The organism is Pedobacter alluvionis (genome assembly GCF_003664035.1).
Lineage (GTDB): Bacteria > Bacteroidota > Bacteroidia > Sphingobacteriales > Sphingobacteriaceae > Pedobacter > Pedobacter alluvionis.
Genome location: NZ_RCCK01000012.1, coordinates 208,138 through 231,978, shown reverse-complemented (window position 1 = coordinate 231,978; position 23,841 = coordinate 208,138). Strand labels below are relative to the sequence as shown.

Below are 23,841 nucleotides of genomic sequence, written 5' to 3'. Positions count from 1 at the left end.
AAGTTAAGAAATTGTTAATTACTTAAATTAGTTTAACATGGAATTTTTTTTAACGTAACGTTTTAGCTAAAAAGCCTTCCAGTTCGTCGCCACGCAAGTTTTTAGCTACTATTTTTCCAGCAGGATCAACCAGATAAGAAGTTGGGATGGCTTGTACCTGATATTTTTTTACCGTTTCGCCGTTAAAGTCTTTTAATTCTGATACATGTGTCCAGGTTAATCCATCTGCTTTCACTGCACCTAACCACGCAGCCTTATCAGTATCTAACGAAATGCCAATAATATCGAAGTTCTTATTTTTATATTTATTGTAAACTTTAACTACATTCGGATTCTCCTGGCGGCAAGGCTGGCACCATGATGCCCAAAAGTCGATCAACACATATTTTCCTTTATAATCTGATAAACTTACCGGTTTGTTCTCTGCTGTATTAATGGTAAATGCCGGAGCAACCTGCCCCACCTGAACCGCTTTTAAAAGCGCCATCTGTTTTACAAAAGCATCAACCGTAGCATTGCCTTTAATTTCTTCTTTAACTTCATCAGCAAATTTTACCAGTTCTGCTTCAAATTCTTGTGGACTTAAAGTATTCATGGCATAGAAACTGGCTAACGTACCTTTATTGTCTTTAGCAAATTTTATAATCTGTGTATTCAATTGGTTGATATAAGATTCGTACTGAGGTTTCATCGATTCTAATACAGCGGCCCTGTTTTGAGGTTGTGTTGCCACTTTTGCTTCAAAATCGGCCTGTAGTTTTTCTACCTGTTTGGCAAAATTATTTCTAATGGCATTCAGTTCTGATAATTTTTCCACCTCATTCGCTCCTGAAATTTTATACGCCATGGTTTTATCAGCCAAATCAGCTTGTAATTTAATGTCGTCGCCATTTTTTGCAATTAACATAAACTCATGGTTACCTACCGATACCCTAAAGAAATCAACCGATGGCGTTTTACGGATGAATTTAAATTCACCTTTTTCTGATAAATTAGTTGAATCGATTGCAACCATATTGCTGTTTTGCATGCCGTATAAAAATACTTTCTTCTCCTTACCCGGATTCTGGAAAGTTCCGTCAATCGTAAAGCTATCTTTAGATTTACATGCAGTGAAGGCAATCGCGATCAGCATGATCAGGCTCAATTGTTTTAGTCTCATTATTTCAGTTTTTCAAGTATTAATTCATTTAATTTTTTAGCATCGGCTTTTCCTTTGGCTAGTTTCATTACCTCACCAACAAACAAACCTAAAACACCCTTTTTACCTTTCTTGTACGCTTCTACCTGTTGAGGGAATTTATTTAACACTTCATCAATAAAACCACTTAATTCGTCTCCATTTTCAGAAATAAGTAAGTTTAATGATTGCGCTAAATGGGTCACGTTTGCATTTTCCTTTGATTCAATAGCTGGCAATAATTGTTGAATGGCAATCTGTTGGGTAATTTTTTTATCATCAACCAAATTAATTGCCTCCGCTAACTGCTCAGGTTTTACTTTAAAATCGGTAATGCCAATCCTTTTTTCATTTAAAACAGCCCTTATTGGACCGATTAACCAATTGATCAGGCTTTTTTTATTGTTTACAACCGGTTTGGATGTATTAAAATAAACCAGAAGATCTAAATCCTCTGCAAATAATGCTGCATCTGCCTTGCTGATTCCAAAATCGGCAATCAATTGCTCTGAAATTTCATTTGGCAAAGCGGGCATCAATGATTTGATCTCTGCCAGCCAATCATCTGAAATATGAATGGGTTGTAAATCAGGATCAGAAAAATAACGGTAATCATTGGCTTCTTCCTTGGTACGCATTGGAGAAGTAGTCCCTTTATCAGCATCAAAATTCAAGGTACTCTGAATAATCCTTCCTCCATTGCTAATCACTTCTACCTGACGGCCAAATTCAAAATCCATTGCCCTACGTACGTTACGCATCGAGTTTAGGTTTTTTACTTCGCAGCGGGTTCCAAATTCGGTAGTGCCTTGCGGGCGTATAGAAATATTGGCATCGCAACGTAAACTGCCTTCCTCCATATTGCCGTCACTTACATTTAAATGCCTTACCAGTTTCCTGATTTCACTCAGCAATACCGAAGCTTCTTCCGAACTGCGAATATCGGGTTCGGTTACAATCTCGATTAATGGTACACCTGCGCGGTTCAAATCAACCAACGAATAGTTATCGTCCTGATCATGAATACTTTTTCCAGCGTCTTCTTCCAGATGTATTCGATTGATTCCAACTTTCTTCTTAGAACCATCAGCCAATTGAAGTTCTAAAAAGCCATTTACACAGATTGGTTGATTATCCTGAGTAATTTGATACCCTTTTGGCAAGTCTGCGTAGAAATAATTTTTCCGGTCGAAATGATTGATCTGGTTGATGGTACAATTTAAAGCTAAACCAATACGGATTGCTTTGGCTACTACTTCTTTGTTTAACTTAGGTAATGCCCCAGGCAATGCCAACGAAACCGTAGATATATTTTGATTAGGTAAAGCCCCAAAAGATGCACTATCAGCAGAAAATATTTTCGTATTTGTATTTAACTGAACGTGGATCTCTAATCCTGAAACGAGTTCGAAAACAGTTTGGGGGCTTGTTTCTTGTAAAGGCATTTAAAGCTTCTTATTGTTATAAGTTTTATTAACCAAAGGTTACAGTTCAATACAGATTTAATCTATGGTTAAGTATTAATGTGTCAAATATAGTTATTATTTAGTCTTTCGTTAAAAAAGGCTTGATGGAGAAATTTTTAAAAACTCCTGCCAGGGCAATCCGCCTGCTCCAACTAAAAGAATTTTATCTGGCTTATACATTTTACTAAAAGCGTCCATTCCAGAAGTGCCTGTAACCAATCCTGTACTTTTAACTTCTATGCCGATTACTTTACCACGTTTTTCTAAGATGAAATCTACTTCATCGTTTCTGTGTCTCCAATAAAATACTTTGTAACCTTCTACAAAAGAATGATTTAACAGGTGCGCACCTATTGATGATTCGACCATTCTCCCCCATTCTGCCGGCTGTTTTCTGATCTCTTCGAAGAATTCATTTCTTTGAGCGCTTACCAAAGCATTATTATGCACCTGGAATTTTGGACTGGATGAACGCTTACGGATTACATCAGCAGCAAATTTTTCAATACCACCCAGCAAACCTGCGGTATCTAATAATTGTAAATAATGCGACAATGTTGTGGTATTGCCTGCATCAGAAAGTTGGCCTAATATTTTGGTGAAAGACAGGATCTGACTGGAATACAGACAACCCAATTCAAACAAACGTTTCATTAAAGCAGGTTTGTCTACACGGGTCAGCATTAAAATATCTTTCGAAATACTGGTTTCTATCAATGCATTAGAGACATAGTTTTTCCACCGCTCTTCATCGTTAATTAAGTCCGCAGAACCTGGGTAACCACCAAACCATACATATTGTTCGGCAGTAAAACCAAAAGCACTTTCCATTTCAGCAAAACTCCAATGTCCTAAATAAGTTAATTCGAATCTTCCAGCTAATGATTCAGTTAGTCCTTGTTGAATGAGCAGTCTGGAAGATCCTAATAAAATTACTTTCAAGTTTACTCCATTACGCATGTCTTCATCCCATAGGCGCTTCACAATTTCACTCCAGTTGTCAATTTTCTGAATTTCATCAATAACAAGAAGATATTCATTAATCCCGGGTTCTTTTAATAGTTCTCTGGTATTAAACCATATTAGTTCGATCCAGGTTCTATCTGAAGCAGCAACAGCATCTGCAGACTCAAATATACAAGGCATATCAATTTCCTTGATCAATTGACTTATCAAGGTTGTTTTGCCTATCTGCCTTGGACCCACAAGCACTTGAATAAACCTTTTTGGTTCATTCATTACCTTTACAAGTTTCTGTAAATAAGACCTTTGGAACATATTTTACAATTTACTCAATGTATTGAGTAAAATTACTCAATGTCTTTAGTAATTCAAAATAATTGCTAATATTCTAATCAAAATGCTTATAACTATAATAACATTATTGTAATGTTAAAGGTAAAAATTTTTAAATAAATATCTGTTATTGAGTTAATTATACATGTTTTAACAAATTACTCAATAAGCTGAGTAAAATTACTCAGTTACTTATATAATCGTTAAAGAATGTTAAATAGTGTTGCTTTTAACTAAACCAAAGCCAATTGCTATTGTCTATCCAGGTAACACACAAAAGAAACCTTTAATTAAAAAACATTATGAAAAAGTTAGTTTTATTTACTGCAGTTTTGATGGTTTCATTACTCAGTATAAACAATGCAAAAGCACAGGTTAGCTTAAATATCAATATTGGTGCTCAGCCAGTTTGGGGTCCAACAGGATATAATCATGTAGACTATTATTATTTTCCTGACATAAATGCCTACTATTATGTACCTACTGCACAATACATTTACCCTAACGGCGGACGTTGGGTTTGGGTAAGCAACTTGCCCGCCCAATACAGGAACTTTGATTTATACCACGCCTATAAAGTGGTGATTAATGAGCCAAAACCGTATTTGAGAAACAATATTTATGTAACCAGATACAGTAAATATAAAAATTATGGTGGTCGCCAAAGCATTATAAGAGATAGCCACGATACCAAATACTATGTAGTAAAAGGACATCCTAATTATAACCAAAGGCCGGTAAGAAACGTCACAGTTATCAATAACCGCCCTAATCGTGTAGTGCGAAAAAACGTAATAAGACCTGCTCAAAATAATGGACGTCCTCAATTTAACAATGGTCGAGATAACCGCCCGGATAGGGATAACAGAAAAGGCCGTGATAACGAACGCCATTAAAATTAATATTTAGTTGTGGTTAAAGGAGTTTCGAAAGAGGCTCCTTTTTTTATATGTCTGTTACAATAGAAGTTTTGGCACAGCATTTGAATTATTGAAGTACACACAAATAAATAGATTATTATGAAAAAGCTATTCATCATTTCCGCGATTTTAGGTATCGTGGCTTTAACATCTAATCAATCTAACGCTCAGGTAAATATTAGTGTAAATGTTGGTAGTCAACCAAACTGGGTTCCTGCAGGTTACCAAAACGTTAATTATTATTATCTACCAGAAGTACAATCTTATTATTACGTACCGCAAAGGCAGTTTGTTTATTTGAATGGCAACCGATGGACAAGATCGAGATATTTACCAGCAAGGTACAGAGGTTATGACCTGCGTCACGGGCGTAAAATTGTAATGCACGGAAATAACCCATATCGCTATTATAACACACATAGAGTAACCTATGTTAGCCACAACAACTATTACCGTTCATCATACGGTGGTGGCGATAGGATCAGATATCGCGGACTAAAAAATCATTACAAACCTCATCATGTAGATCGCAGGCATCATGATAGAAGGGTAAATCCGGGTTTATCCTTCAGAGGACACCAAGAAAAACATGGTCATGGTCATGGCAGACATTAAACTAAAAAAGAGGCTTTTAGCCTCTTTTTTAGTTTAACAGCATCGTCACCCTTAGTTGATTTCAGGGTGTATTTTAATTTGCTAGTGACTTGGTATAAAACTCTCAGCTTTTTCCAAAACAGCTTTTAATCCCGCTGGATTTTTACCGCCTGCTGTAGCATAGAAAGGCTGTCCACCGCCGCCGCCTTGGATTTCTTTACCCAATTCGCGAACAATATTTGATGCATTTAATCCTTTCTTTACCAGGTGATCAGAAAGCATTACCGTTATTCCCGGTTTACCATCAATTTCTGTAGTGAAAACCAAAAACAGGTTATCAACCATATCTTTCAAAGAAAAAGCCAGGTTTTTAATGGCTTCGGCACTTTGCAGATCGATGTGTTCTGCAATCAGGTTGATTCCATTAATCCCTCTTACATGGTGAACAATTTCATGTTTTAAAGTATTTACGCGCTCTATTGTCGATTTTTCTATTTCCTTTTTCAGTTTTGAATTCTCATCCAATAAAGCCTGAACAGAAGCTGATAAATCTTTACTTCCGTTTAATAAAGCTTTTAACTGTCCTAATTCTTTTCTTTGATCTAAGAAAAACTGCTCTGCTTTATCAGCTGTAATGGCTTCAATACGGCGAACGCCTGCGGCAACGGCGCTTTCAGAAACAATTTTGAAAGAACCAATCTGCCCGGTTGCTTTTACATGTGTACCTCCGCAAAGTTCTTTAGAAAAATGATCGTCAAAAGTAATCATACGAACAAAATCGCCATATTTTTCACCAAACAGAGCCGTTACACCACTTTCAATGGCATCCTGATAAGGAACATTACGTTGTTCTTTTAACTTAATGTTCTGACGAATTTTCTGGTTCACAATTACTTCAATCTGTGCTAATTCCTCGTCAGTAACTTTAGCAAAGTGAGAAAAGTCGAAACGCAGGTAATCTGCATTAACCAATGAACCTTTCTGGTTAACATGTTTGCCTAAGACCTGTTTAAGGGCTGCATGCAATAAGTGTGTGGCAGAGTGGTTGTCTTCCGTTAAAATACGTTTATCTTCATCTACAACTGCCCAGAATTTGCCTTCCAGATTATCGGGTAGGATATCGGTAAAATGAACGGTTAGGCCGTTTTCTTTTTTGGTATCAGTAATATCTACCCAAAACTGGCGGCTATGGTCTTCTAAACGGCCAGTATCTCCTACCTGACCACCACTTTCGGCATAAAAAGGTGTCTGGCGTAAAACAATTTGGTATTGTTCTTTGCCTTTGGCTTTTACTTTACGGTATTTTAAAATTTCTGTTTCGATTTCTAAGTCATCGTAGCCTACAAATTCGCTTTGATCTTCTGTATTTACAACAATCCAATCGCCAGTATCTATGGCTGTTGCCGCGCGGCTATCGTCTTTTTGCTTTTTCAATGCCTGTTCGTAGCCAACCAGATCAACGCTCCAGCCTTTTTCTCTAGCCATTAATTCTGTTAAATCGATTGGGAAACCAAAAGTATCTGATAATTCGAAGGCAAAAGCTCCTTCAACCATACCGTCAGTAGCCTGATATTTTTCAAAACGTTGAATTCCTGTAGATAGGGTTCTCAAGAAAGAAACTTCTTCTTCCAGTACTACTTTCTGAACGAAATCCTGTTGTGAAATCAGTTCATCAAATACACCTTTAAATTGCTCAGCCAATAAAGGAACCAATTGATTTAAGAAAGGCTCTTTAAAGTTTAAAAACGTATAAGCATAACGTACGGCCCGGCGTAAAATCCTGCGGATAACATAACCTGCTTTATTATTTGATGGCAATTGACCATCGGCAATAACAAAAGAAATGGCACGGATGTGATCGGCCATTACTCGCATGGCGATATCTGTTTTCTCGTCGGTACCGTATTTAATTCCAGATTTCTCCGCAATAAACTGAATCATTGGCTGAAAAACGTCCGTATCGTAGTTAGAGGTTTTTTCCTGTAAAACACGTACCAGGCGTTCGAAACCCATTCCGGTATCAACGTGTTTAGCTGGTAAACTTTGCAATGAACCATCTTTTAAGCGGTTAAACTGCATAAATACATTATTCCAGATTTCGATTACCTGAGGATGATCTGCATTTACCAAGGTAGCACCATCAATTAAAGCTTTTTCTTCGTCGGTACGGCAATCTACATGGATTTCAGAACATGGCCCGCATGGTCCGGTATCACCCATTTCCCAGAAATTGTCTTTTTTATTTCCAGGTAAAATATGGCTTTCATCCACATATTGTTTCCAAAAGTCATAAGCTTCCTGGTCTTTTTCCAGGCCTTCTTTTTCATCGCCTTCGAAATAGGTAACATATAATTTTTCCTTCGGGATTTTGTAAATCTCAGTCAGTAACTCCCAACTCCAGGCAATGGCTTCTTTTTTAAAATAATTGCCGAAACTCCAATTACCCAGCATTTCGAACATGGTATGGTGGTAGGTATCAATCCCCACCTCTTCCAGATCGTTATGTTTGCCTGAAACACGTAAACAGCGCTGGGTATCAGCAACACGAGTATACTTTATGGTGGCCTCCCCTAAAAACAGATCTTTAAACTGGTTCATACCCGCATTGGTAAACATTAAAGTGGGGTCGTTTTTAACCACAATCGGTGCGGAAAGAACAACATGATGTTGTTTCGATTCAAAAAAACTAAGGAATGCCTGTCTAATCTCTTTTGCTGTCATTTCAATATTATTGGAGGGAACAAAATTAAAATTTTATTGCGTTAATAAGGAAAAATCGAGCTACATTTGAATACTTTAATTAATCGATATAAAACACTCATAATCAACTATAAAATATGCCTTATAAAGAAAGAGACATTAATAAGATGTATTATACCATGGGTGAGGTGACTGAAATGTTTAATGTCAACGCATCGCAGATCCGTTTTTACGAGAAAGAATTTGATATCCTCCAACCCAAAAAAAACAAGAAAGGTAACCGCCTTTTCACACCAGAAGACATTGAAAACCTAAAAATTATTTTCAACCTGGTTGATGAAAAAGGTTTTACACTAAAAGGTGCCAAAGATTATTTAAAAAACAATAAAACAGGTGTTAGAGAGAATCAAAAGATTATTGATTCATTAGAAAAACTGAAAAGTTTTTTAGTAAATCTGGCAGAAGAACTGTAAGCACGCTATTCTCTTATACATAGATCTCTTTGAGTTCATTTAAGTAATTAAAAAAATACATTTTTTGTAGTTTTTTTAATTATTTCCTTATCTTAGGATTACCAATACAAAATCACCCTATTTTTTTATTAACCAGTTTAACCCCTGCTTATGAAAATATGGTATGTATTGTTGCCTGTCCCTTTTCCCTATTCTTTAGTTCCCAAAAAGCATTTGGGTGTCGGTTTATCTGCATTAGTTCGTAATGGGCTGCTGCAAGCAAATCCCTTTAGAGATACCTTGTTCCGTAGCCGGGATCTGATCATCTCATGGATAACTGACCTTTATCATAAATTTATAACTGGAAGTGGTTATGCATTTAAAATCTTAACTGTTGCCTTTGTAATAATTGGATTTATGGCAAATGCCCAAACCAACACACAGGAAACAGCTATACGTGATATTTTGGAAAGCATGGCTGAAAATCTCCCCGATGATTACGATATGACCGAGTTGGTTGATGTATTGGAGAAATATCGGAAACACCCAATTAACCTGAATCGCACTTCGGTAGAAGAATTAAATACTTTGGTATTCCTGTCTCCATTACAGATTGGCAATTTCTTTACCCATTTAAAGGAAAATGGTGCGCTTGCTGATGTGCTGGAATTACAAAGCATTCCTGGCTTTGATATTAAAACGATTCAAATGCTGCTCCCATTCGTAACATTAACCAATATCACCGAATATCAGCAGCTCAGTTTTAGAAACCTCGTGCATACTGGTGAAAATGACCTGATGGTGCGCTTAGCGCAAACTTTACAAAAACAAAGAGGTTATACTGATTTACCAGGCAACAGGTATTTAGGTTCGCCAGAGCGATTTCAGATGCGATACCGGTATCAATACAGTTCAATTCTATCGGCAGCCATAACTTTAGATAAAGATGCAGGAGAAAAATTTATTGGTAGGCCTTTCGATTTTTATTCAGGAAATATTGCACTATTCAAATTAGGTAAATTGAAAAAATTGGTAGTTGGCGATTATACACAACAATTTGGTCAGGGCTTAACCTTATGGTCGGGTTTTTCTTTTGGTAAAGGACCTGATGTAACCAGTGTAGCTAAAAAAGATTTGGGGTTAAGGCCTTATAATTCTACAAACGAATATTCCTTTTTTAGAGGCGCTGCCGCAACGATTAATTTATTTAAGAATGTAGATATTACTCCATTTATTTCGTTCCGCAATCTTGATGCGAGTCAAAAGTTAGATGCTGAAGGAAATTTAGTTCAGTCGACGATTAATCAAACTGGCTTGCATAGAACGCCTACTGAGATTAAGAATAAAGGTGTTTTGGCACAGTGCGTATTTGGCGCAACGATTCAATATACCAAAAACGAACTTGCTGTTGGAGCAATTGCTTATCATACCAATTATAAGAATCGTTTTATTACGCAAACTGCAGCTTACGATCGGTATAGTTTCACAGGTAAATCATTAACTAATTTAGGTTTATATTATAATTATACCTATAAAAATATGTACCTCCATGGTGAAGGAGCAAAAGGTTTGGGCGGTGGCTTTGCCTATATTAATGGTGTACTCATTAGTTTGTCGTCATCAGTTTCTGCCGCCTTAACCTATCGCAATTATGCTAAAGATTACCACAGTTTCTTTAATCAGGCAGTATCCGAATCGAGCGAAGCCGTAAATGAAAGAGGATTGTATGCGGGCTTAAATGTTAACCCAAATAAACATTGGGCCTTTTCTTTCTACGGCGATTTATTTCGGTTCCCCTGGTTAAAATACCGGGTTGATGAACCTTCAAAGGGCTACGAAGTTTTAGCTCAGGCCATTTATATGCCAAGCAAAACCTTTAAAATTTTAGTTCGGTTTAAATCAGAAAATAAACAACAAAATACAGATCTTGATGTTCCTGTAAACTTTTTAGACCCTGTAAAAAGAGAAGGTTACCGGACCGAGGCAAATTGGCAACTGAACAAGAATTGGCATTTTCAAAACCGGATAGAGGTTTCTCAATATAAAAAGGGAAGTGCAAACAGGGAATTTGGCTATCTTATTTATCAGGATATTGACTATTCGCCAATGTTCGCTAAGCTAACCGGCAATGTAAGATTTGCCTATTTCAATACGCCTAGTTACAACAGTAGAATTTACGCGTATGAAGATGATGTTTTATACAGTTTTGCTTTTGGATTGTATAATGGAAGGGGTTTTAGGACCTACCTCAACCTTAAATACAATGTAGTTAAAAAACTAAATGTTTGGATCAGATATGGGTTATTTGTTTATAAGGACGTAAACACAGTAGGTACTTATCTGGACGAAATTAAAGGGAATAAAAAATCGGAAGTTAAAATTCAAGTACGCTATCAATTTTAAACAATGTTTAAGACCGAGTATATTTTTGTCAGGATCTTGTTTCCTTTTATTTTGGGCATCTCTATTTTTTATTTCTTCCCGGCCTTAGCATATATTAAATGGTTGACCTTAACGCTAGTTGTTGTTTTACTGAGCATTCTATTTTTAAACGTTACTTATAAAAGATTCAATATCTATCGTTACAAAGGTGCAGTTGGTATTTTGATTTACATACTTTTTTTCAACCTTGGTAGTTTGTTTTGCCTGTTTAATAACGAAAGTTTAAACCAAAGTTACTTTGCAAAAACCAATTGCAATTATTTAAAAGTTTGGGTTAACAATGAGCCTCAGCAAAATGGCAATATTGTGCGCTTTAAAGCAAAGGTAAGATCTGGATATCAAAAAGATAAACAGATCAGCTTATCAGGACAAATGCTGCTTACCGTAAAATTAGATAGCCTTAAACCTATCCAACTAAAGTATGGAGATGAAATGATGATTTCGGTTAGCCATACCGAAGTGGAACCGCCATATAATCCTGCAGAATTTGAATTTAAAGCCTGGCTAGGCAGTCAAAATATTTATCATCAGGCATTTATAGATCAGAACCATATCGTTAGCACCAAAAATAATGTTGGTAATCCGATCATAAAGATGGCCTTAAACTTAAGAGAAAAGCAAGTAGCAAAATACAGAAAATTAATTAAAAGTGACGAAGCTTTTACTGTGGCCTCTACCCTTATTTTAGGTTACCGTGCCGATTTAAGTAAAGAAACTTTATCGGCCTATTCCAAAACAGGAACCATTCATGCTTTATCGGTATCAGGAGCGCATGTAGCTATTATCTATGTTGTTTTAGATTTTATGTTCTTCTTTTTGAATAAGAATAGGGCATTAAGAATAGTTAAACTACTACTCCTCTGTACTTTGATTTGGGGATATGCTTTGTTAACCGGATTATCGCCTTCTGTTGTTCGCTCAGCTATCATGATCAGTATTTTAATAACGGCTAAAGTTTTATCTAAGAAAACCAATAGTTATAATGTTTTAGCCTTTTCCGCATTTTGTCAACTCGTTTACAATCCTTTTTTAATCTGGGATGTTGGATTTCAACTCTCCTACCTGGCCGTATTTGGACTAATTTATCTTCAACCCAAAATCTACAACCTTCTTTATACTGAACATAATTGGATAGATAAGTTATGGAGTTTCACATCCATGTCTTTAGCGGCACAAATAGTCACGTTTCCATTAAGTATTTACTATTTTCATCAGTTTCCATTTTACTTTCTCTTTGCTAATCTTTTCATCACCATCCCATTAATATTAATGATGTATTTGGGGATTTTAGTATTAATTCCATCATTCGGGTTTCTGGCGCCGATTTTTGAATGGATCATAAATTTTACGAATGCTGTATTAAAATGGATTGCCAGTTTGCCTTATGCCAGCTTTTCATCAATATGGATTAATCTGCATGAATTTGCCTTGTTGAGCCTTTCGCTAGGATTGTTTATTTATGCATTGACAAAATTTAACAAACAACTTTTATTCTCTTCTTTATTTCTATTTGTTTGTTATCAACTTTTGATTGTGCGCGATGATCTAAAGGTTTTTCACCAGAGAAAAATCATTTTCTTTTCCCTAAGAAAAAATTATGCGGCTGCGTTTATTAATGGAAAAGAAGCTGTTTTAATTTCAGATTTAAATAGTGAAGATAAAAACTATGTCTTCTCTATTCAACCAGCATTAGCCCAATTACAATTAAAGAAGATATATTTTATTAATTTCAAGAAAGACACCGTTTTGGGACAATTTATATTAAAGAACAACCAGATTGCCTTTTTTCAATATAGGATACTTTTGATTGACGAAAATCTGAACAACAAAAAGATAAATGGAAATGCTATTTTTTCAAGTATCTGGTTAAGCGGGAATACTAAATTTAATTTAGCAAAAATGGATGTTGATGTAAAATATAAAACTGCAATAATCGATGCCTCTAATAAGGATTATAAAATTCAGATCCTAAAGAAGCACATGGAGAATAATGATAAAGATGTACATGTTTTAAAGAAAAATAAAGCATATTTGGTGCAACTAAGCCAATAACATGGAAAATCTGGTTTTATATCAGGTTGCTGAAAGAATAGCAACAATAACAATCAACCGGCCCGAAAAGAGAAATGCGTTAAACCCTCAACTTATCGCTGAATTAACTACCGCATTTATAAGGGCATCAGAAGATGATCAGGTAAAAGTGGTCATATTAAATGCAAATGGTGATGCATTTAGTGCTGGAGCCGATTTAGCATATCTTCAGCAATTACAGCACAATACATTTGAAGAAAACGTAGCCGATTCTAATCATTTAAAAAAACTATTTACCACTATTTATTACTTAACAAAGGTGGTTATTGCTCAGGTTGAAGGTCATGCCATTGCTGGTGGCTGTGGTTTAGCGACCATCTGTGATATTATTTTTGCTACTCCTGAAAGTAATTTTGGTTATACTGAAGTGAAAATTGGTTTTGTACCCGCTATAGTTTCCTGTTTTTTAAAACAAAAGGTGAGCGAATCCATCATCAAGGAAATTTTACTAACTGGAAAAACTTTCTCTGCAGAGCAGGCATTAAAATATAATTTGATAAATTTTGTAACAAATTCATCCGATATTCGTCAAAAAACGGGAGAATTTGCACTAAGTTTGTGCAAGGAGAGTTCAGGTAATTCATTAATGATTACGAAACAATTGATTAACCAAACTGTTAATCCACACTTAGAAAAGAGTTTGGAGATTGCGGTACAGATCAATGCCCGTGTAAGAGAAAGTGAGGATTTTAAAAAGGGGATTTCTTCATTTTTGAAAAAAGAAAAAATTAATTGGTAAATAACTTAAACTAAAATAAAAACATGTTCAAATCAATCAAAACTAGTGTTGTAGCTTTAATCTTAGTAAGTACTGCTATAATTGCTCATGCACAAAAGAAAATTGCTGAAGGTACTTTGGTATTTGCTGTAACCGCTAATGGCGCAACAACCGACGTTAAAACTAAATTTAACGGCAACTTAACTAAAATAGAAATTGAAAATGGGCCTGCCATGGTTAACATTATTTCAAATACGGCAGATAAAACCGGATTATTATTAATTGACGTTCCTGTAGCTCAAAAACAGTTTGCAGTAAAGGTGAGCAAAGCAGAAACAGAAGCACAGGAAGCTTTATTGCCAAAATATTCTGATTATAAAGCAACTGGTGAAAAACAAACAATTGCTGGATTAAGTGCTGAAAAATATACCTATAAAGATGACAAAGGTGCAGTTCATGAATTATGGGCAACAAAAGATATTGATATTGCTTCAGTTACCAATGGTGGTTTTTTTAAAGGCTTAGGTGCACTTCCTGTAAAATATTCTGCGTTAATTAATGGAGTAAATTCAGATCTGGTACTAAAATCTCTTTCTGAAGCCAAAGTTGGAGCCATTAGCACTGAAATTCCTGCCGGTTACGAAGTAGTAACTATGGAAGAATTGAAAGCCATGCAAGGTGGTGGTGAATAATTAACCAATTCCAGATAATTTACGGCTTTTTAACTGCCGGCTTTTTATTTAAATTAGCCGAAAAGTTAAAAAGCTTTTTTTATGCCCCAAAATTATATATGATTAAAAACTTATTACTCAGATTATCAATTGCCTGCATGGCAATATGTACGCTAATTGATGCAAAAGCCCAAAGTATCAACTGGGCAAAAGATGGTAACTCCTACTACCAGATTGCAAGCGGAGAAATTATTTCGGTTACCCTCCCTAAAAGCGACAAAAAAACAATTATTTCCAGAACGTTATTAACACCAGCAGGAAAAGGTAATGCCATTGCGGTAAGAAGTTTCCAATTGTCGGATGATGGTACAAAAGCATTAATTTACACCAACAGTAAAAAAGTTTGGCGTTATGATACCCGTGGCGATTATTGGCTGGCAGATTTAACCGCTAACAAGATTACCCAGATTGGAAAAGATAAACCTGCATCATCTTTAATGTTTGCAAAATTATCGCCCGATGGAAGTAAAGTAGCTTATGTAAGCAAACACAATTTATATGTAGAAAATATTGACGGAACTGGCGCTAAAGCCTTAACCACTGATGGCGCAGACCGCATGATCAATGGTACTTTTGATTGGGTTTATGAAGAGGAATTTGATTGCCGTGATGGTTTTAGGTGGAGTCCGGATGGGAAATCTATTGCTTATTGGCAGATTGATGCGACCAAGATCAAAAACTTTTTGATGATCAACAATACTGATTCGATTTATCCGTATACTATTCCGGTTGAGTATCCAAAAGTGGGCGAAAATCCATCTGCTTGTAAAGTTGGCATAGTTGATATCGCCACTGCGAAAACAAACTGGTTAAACGTTCCGGGCGATAATATCCAGCATTACATTCCACGGATGCAGTGGGTGCCAAACAGTAACAACATTATTTTACAACAGCTTAACCGTGAGCAGAACGAAAGTAAAGTGTTTATCTGCAATGCCAGTACCGGAGATGCAAAAGCGGTTTATACTGAAAAGGCAAAAGCCTGGATTGATGCACAGGATGAATGGAAATGGTTAAACGACAATAAAGAATTTACCATCGTATCAGACAAAGACGGTTGGAACCATTTGTATAGAATCAGTATTGATGGAAAAAAAGAAACATTGGTTACAAAAGGTAACTATGATGTAATTGATGTGAAGTTGATTGATGTAAAAAACAATATGGTTTATTTCCTTGCTTCACCAACAAATGCCACTCAGAAATATCTTTTTAAAACGAAGTTAGATGGCAAGGGAAAATTAGAGCAGGTTACCCCTTCTGTTTTACCAGGAACACATAATTATGATATTTCTCCAAATGCAGCTTTTGCCCGTCATACGTATAACAGTTCAATCGTAAGGCCAATTACCGAGTGGATGAATTTTACTACCGGGAATCCATTTACGATGGATGGAAGCATAACTACCCAATTATCAAAACAGGAAGCTGCTAAAAACAAAGTTGAATTTTTCAAAGTAACCACCGAAGATGGCATTGAAATGGACGGATGGATGAAAAAACCTGATAATTTTAATCCTGCTAAAAAATACCCGGTTGTATTTTATGTCTATGGTGAACCTGCTTCTCCTACAGCAGCGGATACTTATGGCGCAGGAAGAAACTTCTTATATGCTGGCGACATGGCCAAAGATGGTTATATCTATATTTCAATGGATAATAGAGGTGCCCCTGTACCAAAGGGAAGCACTTGGCGTAAAAGTATTTATAAAAACATCGGCGTGCTTAATATCCGCGACCAGGCCATGGCAGCTAAAAAACTATTGGCGACTAACGCTTTTATGGATAAAGACCGTGTAGCCGTTTGGGGCTGGAGCGGCGGCGGTTCATCTACCTTAAATCTAATGTTCCAATATCCAGAAATTTACAAAACAGGTATTGCAATTGCAGCGGTTGGTAATCAATTAACCTACGATAATATTTATCAGGAGCGCTATATGGGTACCCCTCTCCCAAGTAAAGAGGCGTATATTAAAGGTTCTCCTGTTACTTATGCTAAAAACTTAAAGGGAAATTTATTGTATATCCATGGTACCGGCGATGATAATGTACACTATCAGAATGCCGAAATGTTGATCAATGAACTGATTAAAAACAAAAAGGTTTTTCAACTGATGAGCTATCCTAACCGTACACACAGTATCTCAGAAGGTGAAGGAACAAGCGAACATTTATCGTTAACCTACACCAAGTTTTTAAAAGAAAACTGCCCTCCGGGAGCAAGATAGAAAATTTTAAAAAGCAGCTTTCGGGCTGCTTTTTTTTATGCGATAAAACTTTGGGTAAGCATAGCGGTTACAATAGCTATCCCGAAACTTAACAAAGTTCCGATCAGTACGTATTCGGTTAGTTTCAGATCGTGTTTTTCTTTTAGGTCGCCAAACCTGAATATCGATTTTGCGGCAAGTAAAAAACCAACAGCCTCAAAATGATTGGTAAGTATAAACAGAAAAATCAATGTCCTTTCCAATATCCCAATGTATTTACCTGCATTCTCTAATGATTTTGGGCTGTCGGGCTGATTGTCCGGGATCCATTTAGCAATGATCACCTTCATTACAATCGATGTAGGCATGGTTAAAAACAAAGCACCTGAAATTAACACCCAGGTATGTGGATCGTTTAAAAAACCAATATCCAGGCTTCCTTTATAGAAAAGATGCCACACGGCCACAATCGAGCTAAGGTGCAAAACCTGATCAGCAAAAAATAGTAGACGGGTATTTTTATGGGTCTGAAATATGGATTTTAACGCATCAATGATCAAATGGATGATACCTATTGTTAAAGCCGTTTTCCAAACATCAAAACTTAAAAAAATAACAAATATCAGAGCCACATGTATCATTACATGTAAATAGAGCTTGGTTGATTTTAATTTTCTGCTCTCTTTATCTTTTACCCAGGTATTTGGCTGCAAAAAGAAATCACCGATTAAGTGGGCAATAATAAGTTTGATTAAATAGATATCCATTATTTCAAAATCGTCTGGTTCAATTTTTTACGGTAAAGCCTGTCCATTTCCATTATTTCGGTATAATGTGCGCGTTTTAGCGCTTCGCTTACCGAAGATTGCGTTCTGCCTGAAATGGCTGCAAGTTCGCTTTGTAACAGGTTTTCATTTTCCAGCGCAAGTTTTACCATTTCTGCGGCTACTATCCCCCAGCTATCCATGGCAATTAACGACAGTTTAATTATGATATTAATTTCTTCATCAAAATCAGGAAAATCCGTTTTAATGGCTAAGTTGGTTTTAGCCTGCTTTAAACTATCAAAGGCTGCCCCCGAGTTGATAAAGGCATCTCCACTTGATTCGGAAAGCTTTTTACGCTTATTTTTTATCCCGCCAATACCAATGCCCATCCTTACGTCGGCAGGTTTATTTACCCTTATACATGCTTTTAAATAAGCAGCCACCTTAATTGCATTTTCCGGCTCAACCTCAACCTGAAAACTATCCCCACGAAAGATTTCCCACTTGCCATGTTGGCCTGAAGTTGCTTTTAACGCTGTTTTTAAGCTCAACAACCAGCTGTTTTTAATCTTTCTCGAACCTACAATATCACCTGTTACAATACAAATCATACTACAATATCGAATATATTATTCATATTTCAAAAATAATATCGGCTAATTAGCCGATATTTCAATTTATCTGGTAATTAGCCGATATTTTAAATTATCGGGTTTTTAGCCGATATTAATTTAAAACTAATCAATAAATTTATTGTTTACTAGCTATGGCACTAATAGAATTTACCAAAAGAGGGATTTACTGTAAGCAAGGCAATTTTTATGTAGACCCTTGGTGGCCTGTAGATTATGCAGTAACCACACATGGGCATAGTGATCATGTTCGTTTTGGAAATAAATACTATCTCTGCCATACTTTAACAAAGCCTATCATCAAACGCAGGATCAGCGAAGATTTAAATGTAGAAACATTGGAATATGGAGAAAGCATTACCCGTAATGGCGTGAATATTTCATTTTTCCCTGCAGGGCACATTATTGGATCGGCACAGGTACGGCTCGAATATAAAGATGAAATTTGTGTTATCTCTGGTGATTATAAAATTGAAGATGACGGCATTACCACGCCTTTCGAGCCTGTAAAATGCCATTCTTTTGTTTCTGAAAGTACTTTTGGCTTACCTGTTTACAAATGGCAAAAGCAGGAAATTGTTTTTAATGGCATCAGGAGCTGGATAAGTGATAATATTACACAACAAAAAACAAGTGTATTAATTGCCTATAGTTTGGGCAAAGCACAACGTTTAATTAAAAACCTGGCTGGTGATATCCCTATTTATGTACATAACAGTATTGCTAACCTGAATGAAGTAATTATTGATGCAGGTGTAAATCTTCCCAAAACTATCCGAATTACTCCTGAAACCACTAAAGATGAATTACAGAAAGGAATTGTAATTGTACCGCCTGCCATGCGGGATAGCCGCTGGATTAAAAACTTAACCCACCCGGTTACTGGTATATGTTCCGGCTGGATGCAAGTTCGGGCGCATCGCCGTTGGCAAAGTGCCGATGCAGGCTTTGCGCTGAGCGACCATGCAGACTGGCCCGGCCTAATGGAAGCTATTACTGCAACAGGCGCAGAAAAAGTATACGTTACACATGGTTTTACAGCTGCTTTTAGCCGGTTTTTAAACGATGCAGGTATAGAAGCTGCTGAAGTGTTAACTAAGTTCGGGCAAGAGGATGATGAGGAAAATAAAGTAGATTTGGTTGATCAAAACGAAAATAAATAAGGATGAAACGTTTTGCCCAATTGATCCAACAGCTCGAACTGAGCAATAAAACCAATGATAAAATTTCGGCATTGGTTAATTATTTTAACTATGCCGATGATAAAGATAAAGTATGGGTAATTGCCTTATTTACGGGTAAAAAACCTAAAAGACCAATTAAATCAGCCCTGCTTAAATACTGGGCGATAGCCATTACCGAAACACCAGAATGGTTATTTGCCGAAAGTTATGCCAATGTCGGCGATTTAAGCGAAACCATTGCTTTATTATTACCCCCTGCCGAAAACACATCAAATTTACAATTGCATACATGGATAGAAGAGTTGCACGATTTGGAAGGTAAAGATGATGAAACGAAAAAAGAATTTATTTTAAATGCCTGGAATAAACTAGAAACACAAGAACGTTTTATTTTTAACAAACTAATCTCTGGAAATTTCAGGATTGGTGTTTCCAATAAAATGCTGGTTAATGCGCTGGCTAAACAGAGTAGTTTAGATAGTGCGCAGATTATGCACAGCATCATGGGTAAATGGAATCCTTATGAAATTACCTTTCACGAACTGATCAATGGTATCCATGTGAATACCGATAATTCCTGGCCTTACCCCTTTTGCCTCGCGTATGCTTTAGAGCAGGAACCTGAAAAACTGGGCGATATTTCCGAATGGCAGGCCGAATGGAAATGGGATGGTATCCGCGGGCAGATTGTAAAACGGAATGGAGAACTCTTTATCTGGAGCCGTGGAGAAGAACTGGTTACAGAACAGTTTCCTGAGTTGCATTTTATGATCGATGTTTTGCCTGATGGCGTGGTTTTGGATGGCGAAATACTGGCTGTGCAGGATAAACAGGTGTTATCATTCAGTACATTACAACAACGCTTAAACCGTAAAACAATTAATAAAAAACAATTGGAAGAAGCTCCTATTGGATTTTTTGTTTATGATATTTTAGAATATGAAGCCAAAGATTTCAGGCAGGAACCTTTAAGTATAAGACGAAAAATACTTGAGCAATTGAACGGTGATTTAGATGAAAGTCCGGTGATAATATCTCCGGTAATCAATTGCAGTTCGTGGGAAGAATTGGCTGATTTAAGACAAACTTCGAGATCGATCAACAGCGAAGGGATTATGCTTAAAAAATTAACCTCTCATTATCACAGTGGAAGAAAACGGGGCGATTGGTGGAAATGGAAAATCAATCCCTACACGGTTGATGCGGTAATGATCTACGCCCAAAAAGGAAGTGGCAGAAGGGCTAACTTTTTTACCGATTATACCTTTGCAGTTCGTGATGGTGAAAACTTAGTCACGATTGCAAAAGCCTATTCGGGCTTAACAGATAAGGAAATTAAAGAAGTAAATTCGTTCGTAACCCGTAATGCAATTGAAAAATTTGGACCGGTACGTACAGTAAAACCCGAACTGGTTTTCGAAATTGCTTTTGAAGGAATTGCGGAAAGTAAACGGCATAAAGCAGGTTTAGCTTTACGTTTTCCACGTATATTGCGTTGGCGAAAAGATAAAAAAGCAGATGAAATTAATACTTTGGAAGACTTGAGGCAGTTGTTACAATCTACCTTGTAATGCGATTCCATGGCCTGTGTCCTCATAGACCATTATCATAACTCAAAGATTTCGGTCAGTGGGGACACAGACCGAGGAAATAGGTATTTTTAAACCTCGCAGGTTTTAAAAACCTGCGAGGTTTTGAGGACACAGACTGAGGGGTGGTTTAGCTTGAACAGCTTGCCTGGCGATTTTAAACCCGACAGGAGCGGCACCCTTTTTTGCTAGAATATAATTGATGTCAAAAGAAAAATCACAAAAAAGGTAAAGCGTATGGCGGGACTGCTGTAACCGAAGGAGTACTATTATTGCTTTTCAAAAAAAAATTAAGCCATGCTTTGTGTCTGCACAGACTATAATTCGAGAATTTTCGGTCTGTGAGGACACAGTCCGAGGAATATAACTATCAAAGAAACAGTATTTAATCATGGATCAAACCAAAACCAAAGGTTATAAAAAGATAAAAGCCTGGCTAAAGACCAATAAACGTAAGCCTTTTCAGTTTCAGGAAGATGCCTGGCAGTATTATCTGAATGGTTACAGTGGTTTGGTAAATGCGCCTACAGGTTTTGGGAAAACATTTTCTTTATTTCTAGCAGTAGTGATTGAAGCTTTAAATGCCTCAGAAGCGAACAACAAAAAAGCGAAAGATCGTTTGCAGTTAATCTGGATTACCCCACTCCGCTCTTTGGCTAAAGATATTGCAAGGGCCATGCGCGAAACTTTACTGGAGCTGGAATTAGATTGGCACGTTGGTGTGCGCAATGGTGATACCTCTCAGGCAGAAAAATTGCAGCAGAAAAAATCGATGCCAGAAATTTTATTGATTACCCCGGAAAGCCTGCATTTGTTACTGGCACAAAAGGGTTCCTCAACCCTATTCCGAAATCTTAAATGCATTGTGGCGGATGAATGGCATGAACTTTTGGGCAGTAAACGGGGTGTGCTGGTTGAGTTAGCCGTTTCTCGAGTTAAAGGCTTACAAAAGCTTGAAAAAAATCAGTTTTTAAGGATTTGGGGGATATCAGCAACCATTGGAAATATTGAGGAAGCGCTTGATGTGCTCGAACCTAATATCGAAGCCAAGCGGATTATTGTTAAAGCTGATTTAGAAAAGAAAATCGTAATTAAATCCATTATACCCGACGATATTGACACACTACCCTGGGCAGGGCATTTAGGCTTAAAACTGGCCTATAAATTATTACCCATTATCGAGAAAAGTAAAACGACCTTAATTTTTATCAATACCCGCGGACAATCGGAAATGTGGTATCAGCATTTGTTGAATATCGAACCGGAACTGGCGGGGAGAATTGCCATACACCATGGATCGATAGATTTTGAGCTTCGTAACTGGATTGAAGATGCCTTACATACGGGACAGCTTAAAGCCGTTATTGCTACTTCCTCGCTGGATTTGGGGGTAGATTTTAAACCTGTTGATACCGTTGTTCAGGTAGGATCGCCAAAAGGTGTTGCCCGTTTTTTACAAAGGGCGGGCCGCTCTGGCCACTCCCCGCATGAGGTATCTAAAATATATTTTTTACCTACTCATGCTTTAGAACTGGTTGAAGCGGCAGCAATTAAAGAAGCGGCTAAAACCAACAATATAGAAAGCAGAGAGCCTTTTATTATGGTGTTTGACACCTTAGTTCAATACCTGGTTACATTGGCCATAGGCGACGGATTTGATGATAAAGTTATTTATGAAGAAATTAAAAATACACATGCTTTTAAACTTATTCTTCCTGAAGAATGGACCTGGGTTATGCAATTTATCACCTCTGGAGGAGATAGTTTAAGTGCTTATACCGAATTTAAAAAGGTAGTTAAGGATGAAGATGGGCTTTGGAAAGTGAAAAGCAGGCAATTGGCCATGCGACACAGGTTACATATCGGAACAATCGTAAGTGATGCGATGCTGAAAGTCAAATTCATTTCTGGCGGTTATATCGGAATGGTGGAAGAATATTTTGTTACCCGTTTAAAAGCCGGAGATAATTTTCGTTTGGCCGGACGAGTTTTGGAGTTTGTTCAGGTAAAAGACATGACGGTTGTAGTAAGATTAAGTAAACAGAAAAACGCAATTTCGCCAAGCTGGAATGGCGGCCGCTTACCCCTATCTTCCAATTTAGGATCAGTTTTAAGAAAAAAATATAATGAGGCGTTGGATAAAACCCATCAGGATGAGGAATTAGATTCTGTTTATCCACTATTCTTATTACAGGAAAAGCGATCTCACGTACCCAAAAACGACGAATTACTGATAGAACTCATCAATAACAAAGAAGGTTTTCATCTCTTTGCCTATCCATTTGAAGGGCGTTTGGTGCATGAGGTTTTGGCAGCGCTGGTAGCGTATCGTTTAAGTAAATTGCTACCCATCAGTTTTTCTATTGCCATGAACGATTATGGCTTTGAGCTTTTGAGCGAAATAGAAATTCCAATGGACGAATCGATTGCCTACGAGGTTTTTTCACCTAAGAACTTAACCGAAGACATTACGCTGAGCATCAATTCAACTGAAATGGCAAGAAGGAAATTTAGAGATATTGCCTGCATTTCCGGACTCGTTTTCCAGGGCTATCCGGGCAAATATGTAGCCAATAAGCACCTCCAGTCATCTGCTGGTCTATTTTTTAATGTTTTTAGCGATTACGATAAACATAATTTACTTTTGCGACAGGCTTACGATGAGGTTTTTTATCAGCAACTGGAAGAACCCAGGTTAGCAGACGCTTTAGAAAGGATTCAGAATGGAGCGATTATTATCACCAATCCGAAAAGTTTTACGCCACTATCTTTTCCAATCAAAGTAGACAGTTTGCGGGAAAATATGAGTTCAGAAGAATTAGAACAGCGGATTGCCAGAATGAAGGCCGAATCTGAGAAAATTAAATAAATA

17 protein-coding genes are annotated in these 23,841 nt (G+C 36.9%); 11 read left to right on the top strand and 6 right to left on the bottom strand.

All coding sequences use genetic code 11. The annotated features are described in order from the left end of the window. Nucleotides 1–49 precede the first annotated feature (49 nt). From BCL90_RS14940 to BCL90_RS14930, 3 genes are all read right to left on the bottom strand, one after another. Entirely contained in the window at nt 50–1,162 is a 1,113-nt protein-coding gene (locus BCL90_RS14940) for a TlpA disulfide reductase family protein (protein WP_121284805.1), read from the bottom strand. Then, the gene (gene gatB / locus BCL90_RS14935) at nt 1,162–2,625 is read right to left on the bottom strand and encodes an Asp-tRNA(Asn)/Glu-tRNA(Gln) amidotransferase subunit GatB (RefSeq protein WP_121284804.1); all 1,464 of its coding nucleotides are present in this window, start codon (nt 2,623–2,625) and stop codon (nt 1,162–1,164) included. Before gatB ends, BCL90_RS14940 begins: the two co-directional genes overlap by 1 nt. A 111-nt stretch (nt 2,626–2,736) precedes the next feature. Then, the gene (locus BCL90_RS14930; protein ID WP_244095088.1) at nt 2,737–3,885 is read right to left on the bottom strand and encodes an ATP-binding protein; all 1,149 of its coding nucleotides are present in this window, start codon (nt 3,883–3,885) and stop codon (nt 2,737–2,739) included. Between the two features lie 359 nt (nt 3,886–4,244). On the opposite strand from BCL90_RS14930, the gene BCL90_RS14925 reads away from it, so the two are divergent. Next, a complete protein-coding gene (locus tag BCL90_RS14925) occupies nt 4,245–4,838 on the top strand; it encodes a hypothetical protein (protein ID WP_121284802.1) in 594 nt (197 codons plus the stop codon). Between the two features lie 123 nt (nt 4,839–4,961). After that, nucleotides 4,962–5,477, top strand: coding sequence for a hypothetical protein (locus BCL90_RS14920; RefSeq protein ID WP_121284801.1), 516 nt, complete (start codon nt 4,962–4,964; stop codon nt 5,475–5,477). An 81-nt stretch (nt 5,478–5,558) separates the two neighbouring features. Here BCL90_RS14920 and alaS read toward each other — a convergent pair whose 3' ends face one another. After that, nucleotides 5,559–8,177 carry an alanine--tRNA ligase gene (alaS, locus tag BCL90_RS14915; protein WP_121284800.1) on the bottom strand — a complete coding sequence of 873 codons (2,619 nt, stop codon included), beginning with the start codon at nt 8,175–8,177 and terminating at the stop codon, nt 5,559–5,561. A gap of 116 nt (nt 8,178–8,293) precedes the next feature. Between alaS and BCL90_RS14910 the strand changes: the two genes are divergently transcribed. From BCL90_RS14910 to BCL90_RS14885, 6 genes are all read left to right on the top strand, one after another. Beyond that, entirely contained in the window at nt 8,294–8,629 is a 336-nt protein-coding gene (locus BCL90_RS14910) for a MerR family transcriptional regulator (protein WP_121284799.1), read from the top strand. 150 nt (nt 8,630–8,779) lie between these two features. Beyond that, nucleotides 8,780–11,011 carry a helix-hairpin-helix domain-containing protein gene (locus BCL90_RS14905; RefSeq protein WP_244095087.1) on the top strand — a complete coding sequence of 744 codons (2,232 nt, stop codon included), beginning with the start codon at nt 8,780–8,782 and terminating at the stop codon, nt 11,009–11,011. 3 nt (nt 11,012–11,014) lie between these two features. Next, a complete protein-coding gene (locus tag BCL90_RS14900) occupies nt 11,015–13,102 on the top strand; it encodes a ComEC/Rec2 family competence protein (protein WP_121284798.1) in 2,088 nt (695 codons plus the stop codon). Nucleotide 13,103: 1 nt separating this feature from the next. Beyond that, the gene (locus BCL90_RS14895; RefSeq protein WP_121284797.1) at nt 13,104–13,880 is read left to right on the top strand and encodes an enoyl-CoA hydratase/isomerase family protein; all 777 of its coding nucleotides are present in this window, start codon (nt 13,104–13,106) and stop codon (nt 13,878–13,880) included. 23 nt (nt 13,881–13,903) lie between these two features. Beyond that, nucleotides 13,904–14,551, top strand: a complete 648-nt coding sequence (locus BCL90_RS14890) for a DUF4412 domain-containing protein (protein ID WP_121284796.1) — start codon at nt 13,904–13,906, stop codon at nt 14,549–14,551. Between the two features lie 98 nt (nt 14,552–14,649). Further along, complete coding sequence (locus BCL90_RS14885; RefSeq protein WP_121284795.1) at nt 14,650–16,818, top strand: S9 family peptidase; 2,169 nt, start codon at nt 14,650–14,652, stop codon at nt 16,816–16,818. A gap of 35 nt (nt 16,819–16,853) precedes the next feature. On the opposite strand, the gene BCL90_RS14880 is transcribed toward BCL90_RS14885, so the two are convergent. Next, nucleotides 16,854–17,564: a DUF3307 domain-containing protein gene (locus tag BCL90_RS14880; RefSeq protein WP_121284794.1), complete on the bottom strand. Its 711-nt coding sequence runs from the start codon at nt 17,562–17,564 to the stop codon at nt 16,854–16,856. Next, entirely contained in the window at nt 17,564–18,175 is a 612-nt protein-coding gene (locus tag BCL90_RS14875) for a SatD family protein (RefSeq protein ID WP_121284793.1), read from the bottom strand. Before BCL90_RS14875 ends, BCL90_RS14880 begins: the two co-directional genes overlap by 1 nt. A gap of 155 nt (nt 18,176–18,330) precedes the next feature. Between BCL90_RS14875 and BCL90_RS14870 the strand changes: the two genes are divergently transcribed. The 3 genes from BCL90_RS14870 (at nt 18,331) to BCL90_RS14860 (ending at nt 23,838) form a co-directional block, all read left to right on the top strand. Then, nucleotides 18,331–19,359, top strand: a complete 1,029-nt coding sequence (locus BCL90_RS14870) for a ligase-associated DNA damage response exonuclease (protein ID WP_121284792.1) — start codon at nt 18,331–18,333, stop codon at nt 19,357–19,359. Between the two features lie 2 nt (nt 19,360–19,361). Next, on the top strand, nt 19,362–20,951 hold the full coding sequence (locus BCL90_RS14865; RefSeq protein ID WP_121284791.1) for an ATP-dependent DNA ligase: 1,590 nt from the start codon (nt 19,362–19,364) through the stop codon (nt 20,949–20,951). 409 nt (nt 20,952–21,360) lie between these two features. Further along, nucleotides 21,361–23,838: a ligase-associated DNA damage response DEXH box helicase gene (locus BCL90_RS14860; protein ID WP_121284790.1), complete on the top strand. Its 2,478-nt coding sequence runs from the start codon at nt 21,361–21,363 to the stop codon at nt 23,836–23,838. Nucleotides 23,839–23,841 lie beyond the last annotated feature (3 nt).

Bases quoted from the DNA above. Each gene is read 5' to 3' on its own strand.
- alaS (WP_121284800.1), bottom strand. From the start codon at position 8,177: ATGACAGCAAAAGAGATTAGACAGGCATTCCTTAGTTTTTTTGAATCG.
- BCL90_RS14905 (WP_244095087.1), top strand. From the start codon at position 8,780: ATGAAAATATGGTATGTATTGTTGCCTGTCCCTTTTCCCTATTCTTTA.
- BCL90_RS14870 (WP_121284792.1), top strand. From the start codon at position 18,331: ATGGCACTAATAGAATTTACCAAAAGAGGGATTTACTGTAAGCAAGGC.
- BCL90_RS14885 (WP_121284795.1), top strand. From the start codon at position 14,650: ATGATTAAAAACTTATTACTCAGATTATCAATTGCCTGCATGGCAATA.
- gatB (WP_121284804.1), bottom strand. From the start codon at position 2,625: ATGCCTTTACAAGAAACAAGCCCCCAAACTGTTTTCGAACTCGTTTCA.
- BCL90_RS14925 (WP_121284802.1), top strand. From the start codon at position 4,245: ATGAAAAAGTTAGTTTTATTTACTGCAGTTTTGATGGTTTCATTACTC.
- BCL90_RS14920 (WP_121284801.1), top strand. From the start codon at position 4,962: ATGAAAAAGCTATTCATCATTTCCGCGATTTTAGGTATCGTGGCTTTA.
- BCL90_RS14900 (WP_121284798.1), top strand. From the start codon at position 11,015: ATGTTTAAGACCGAGTATATTTTTGTCAGGATCTTGTTTCCTTTTATT.
- BCL90_RS14860 (WP_121284790.1), top strand. From the start codon at position 21,361: ATGGATCAAACCAAAACCAAAGGTTATAAAAAGATAAAAGCCTGGCTA.
- BCL90_RS14940 (WP_121284805.1), bottom strand. From the start codon at position 1,162: ATGAGACTAAAACAATTGAGCCTGATCATGCTGATCGCGATTGCCTTC.
- BCL90_RS14880 (WP_121284794.1), bottom strand. From the start codon at position 17,564: ATGGATATCTATTTAATCAAACTTATTATTGCCCACTTAATCGGTGAT.
- BCL90_RS14930 (WP_244095088.1), bottom strand. From the start codon at position 3,885: ATGAATGAACCAAAAAGGTTTATTCAAGTGCTTGTGGGTCCAAGGCAG.
- BCL90_RS14910 (WP_121284799.1), top strand. From the start codon at position 8,294: ATGCCTTATAAAGAAAGAGACATTAATAAGATGTATTATACCATGGGT.
- BCL90_RS14895 (WP_121284797.1), top strand. From the start codon at position 13,104: ATGGAAAATCTGGTTTTATATCAGGTTGCTGAAAGAATAGCAACAATA.
- BCL90_RS14875 (WP_121284793.1), bottom strand. From the start codon at position 18,175: ATGATTTGTATTGTAACAGGTGATATTGTAGGTTCGAGAAAGATTAAA.
- BCL90_RS14865 (WP_121284791.1), top strand. From the start codon at position 19,362: ATGAAACGTTTTGCCCAATTGATCCAACAGCTCGAACTGAGCAATAAA.
- BCL90_RS14890 (WP_121284796.1), top strand. From the start codon at position 13,904: ATGTTCAAATCAATCAAAACTAGTGTTGTAGCTTTAATCTTAGTAAGT.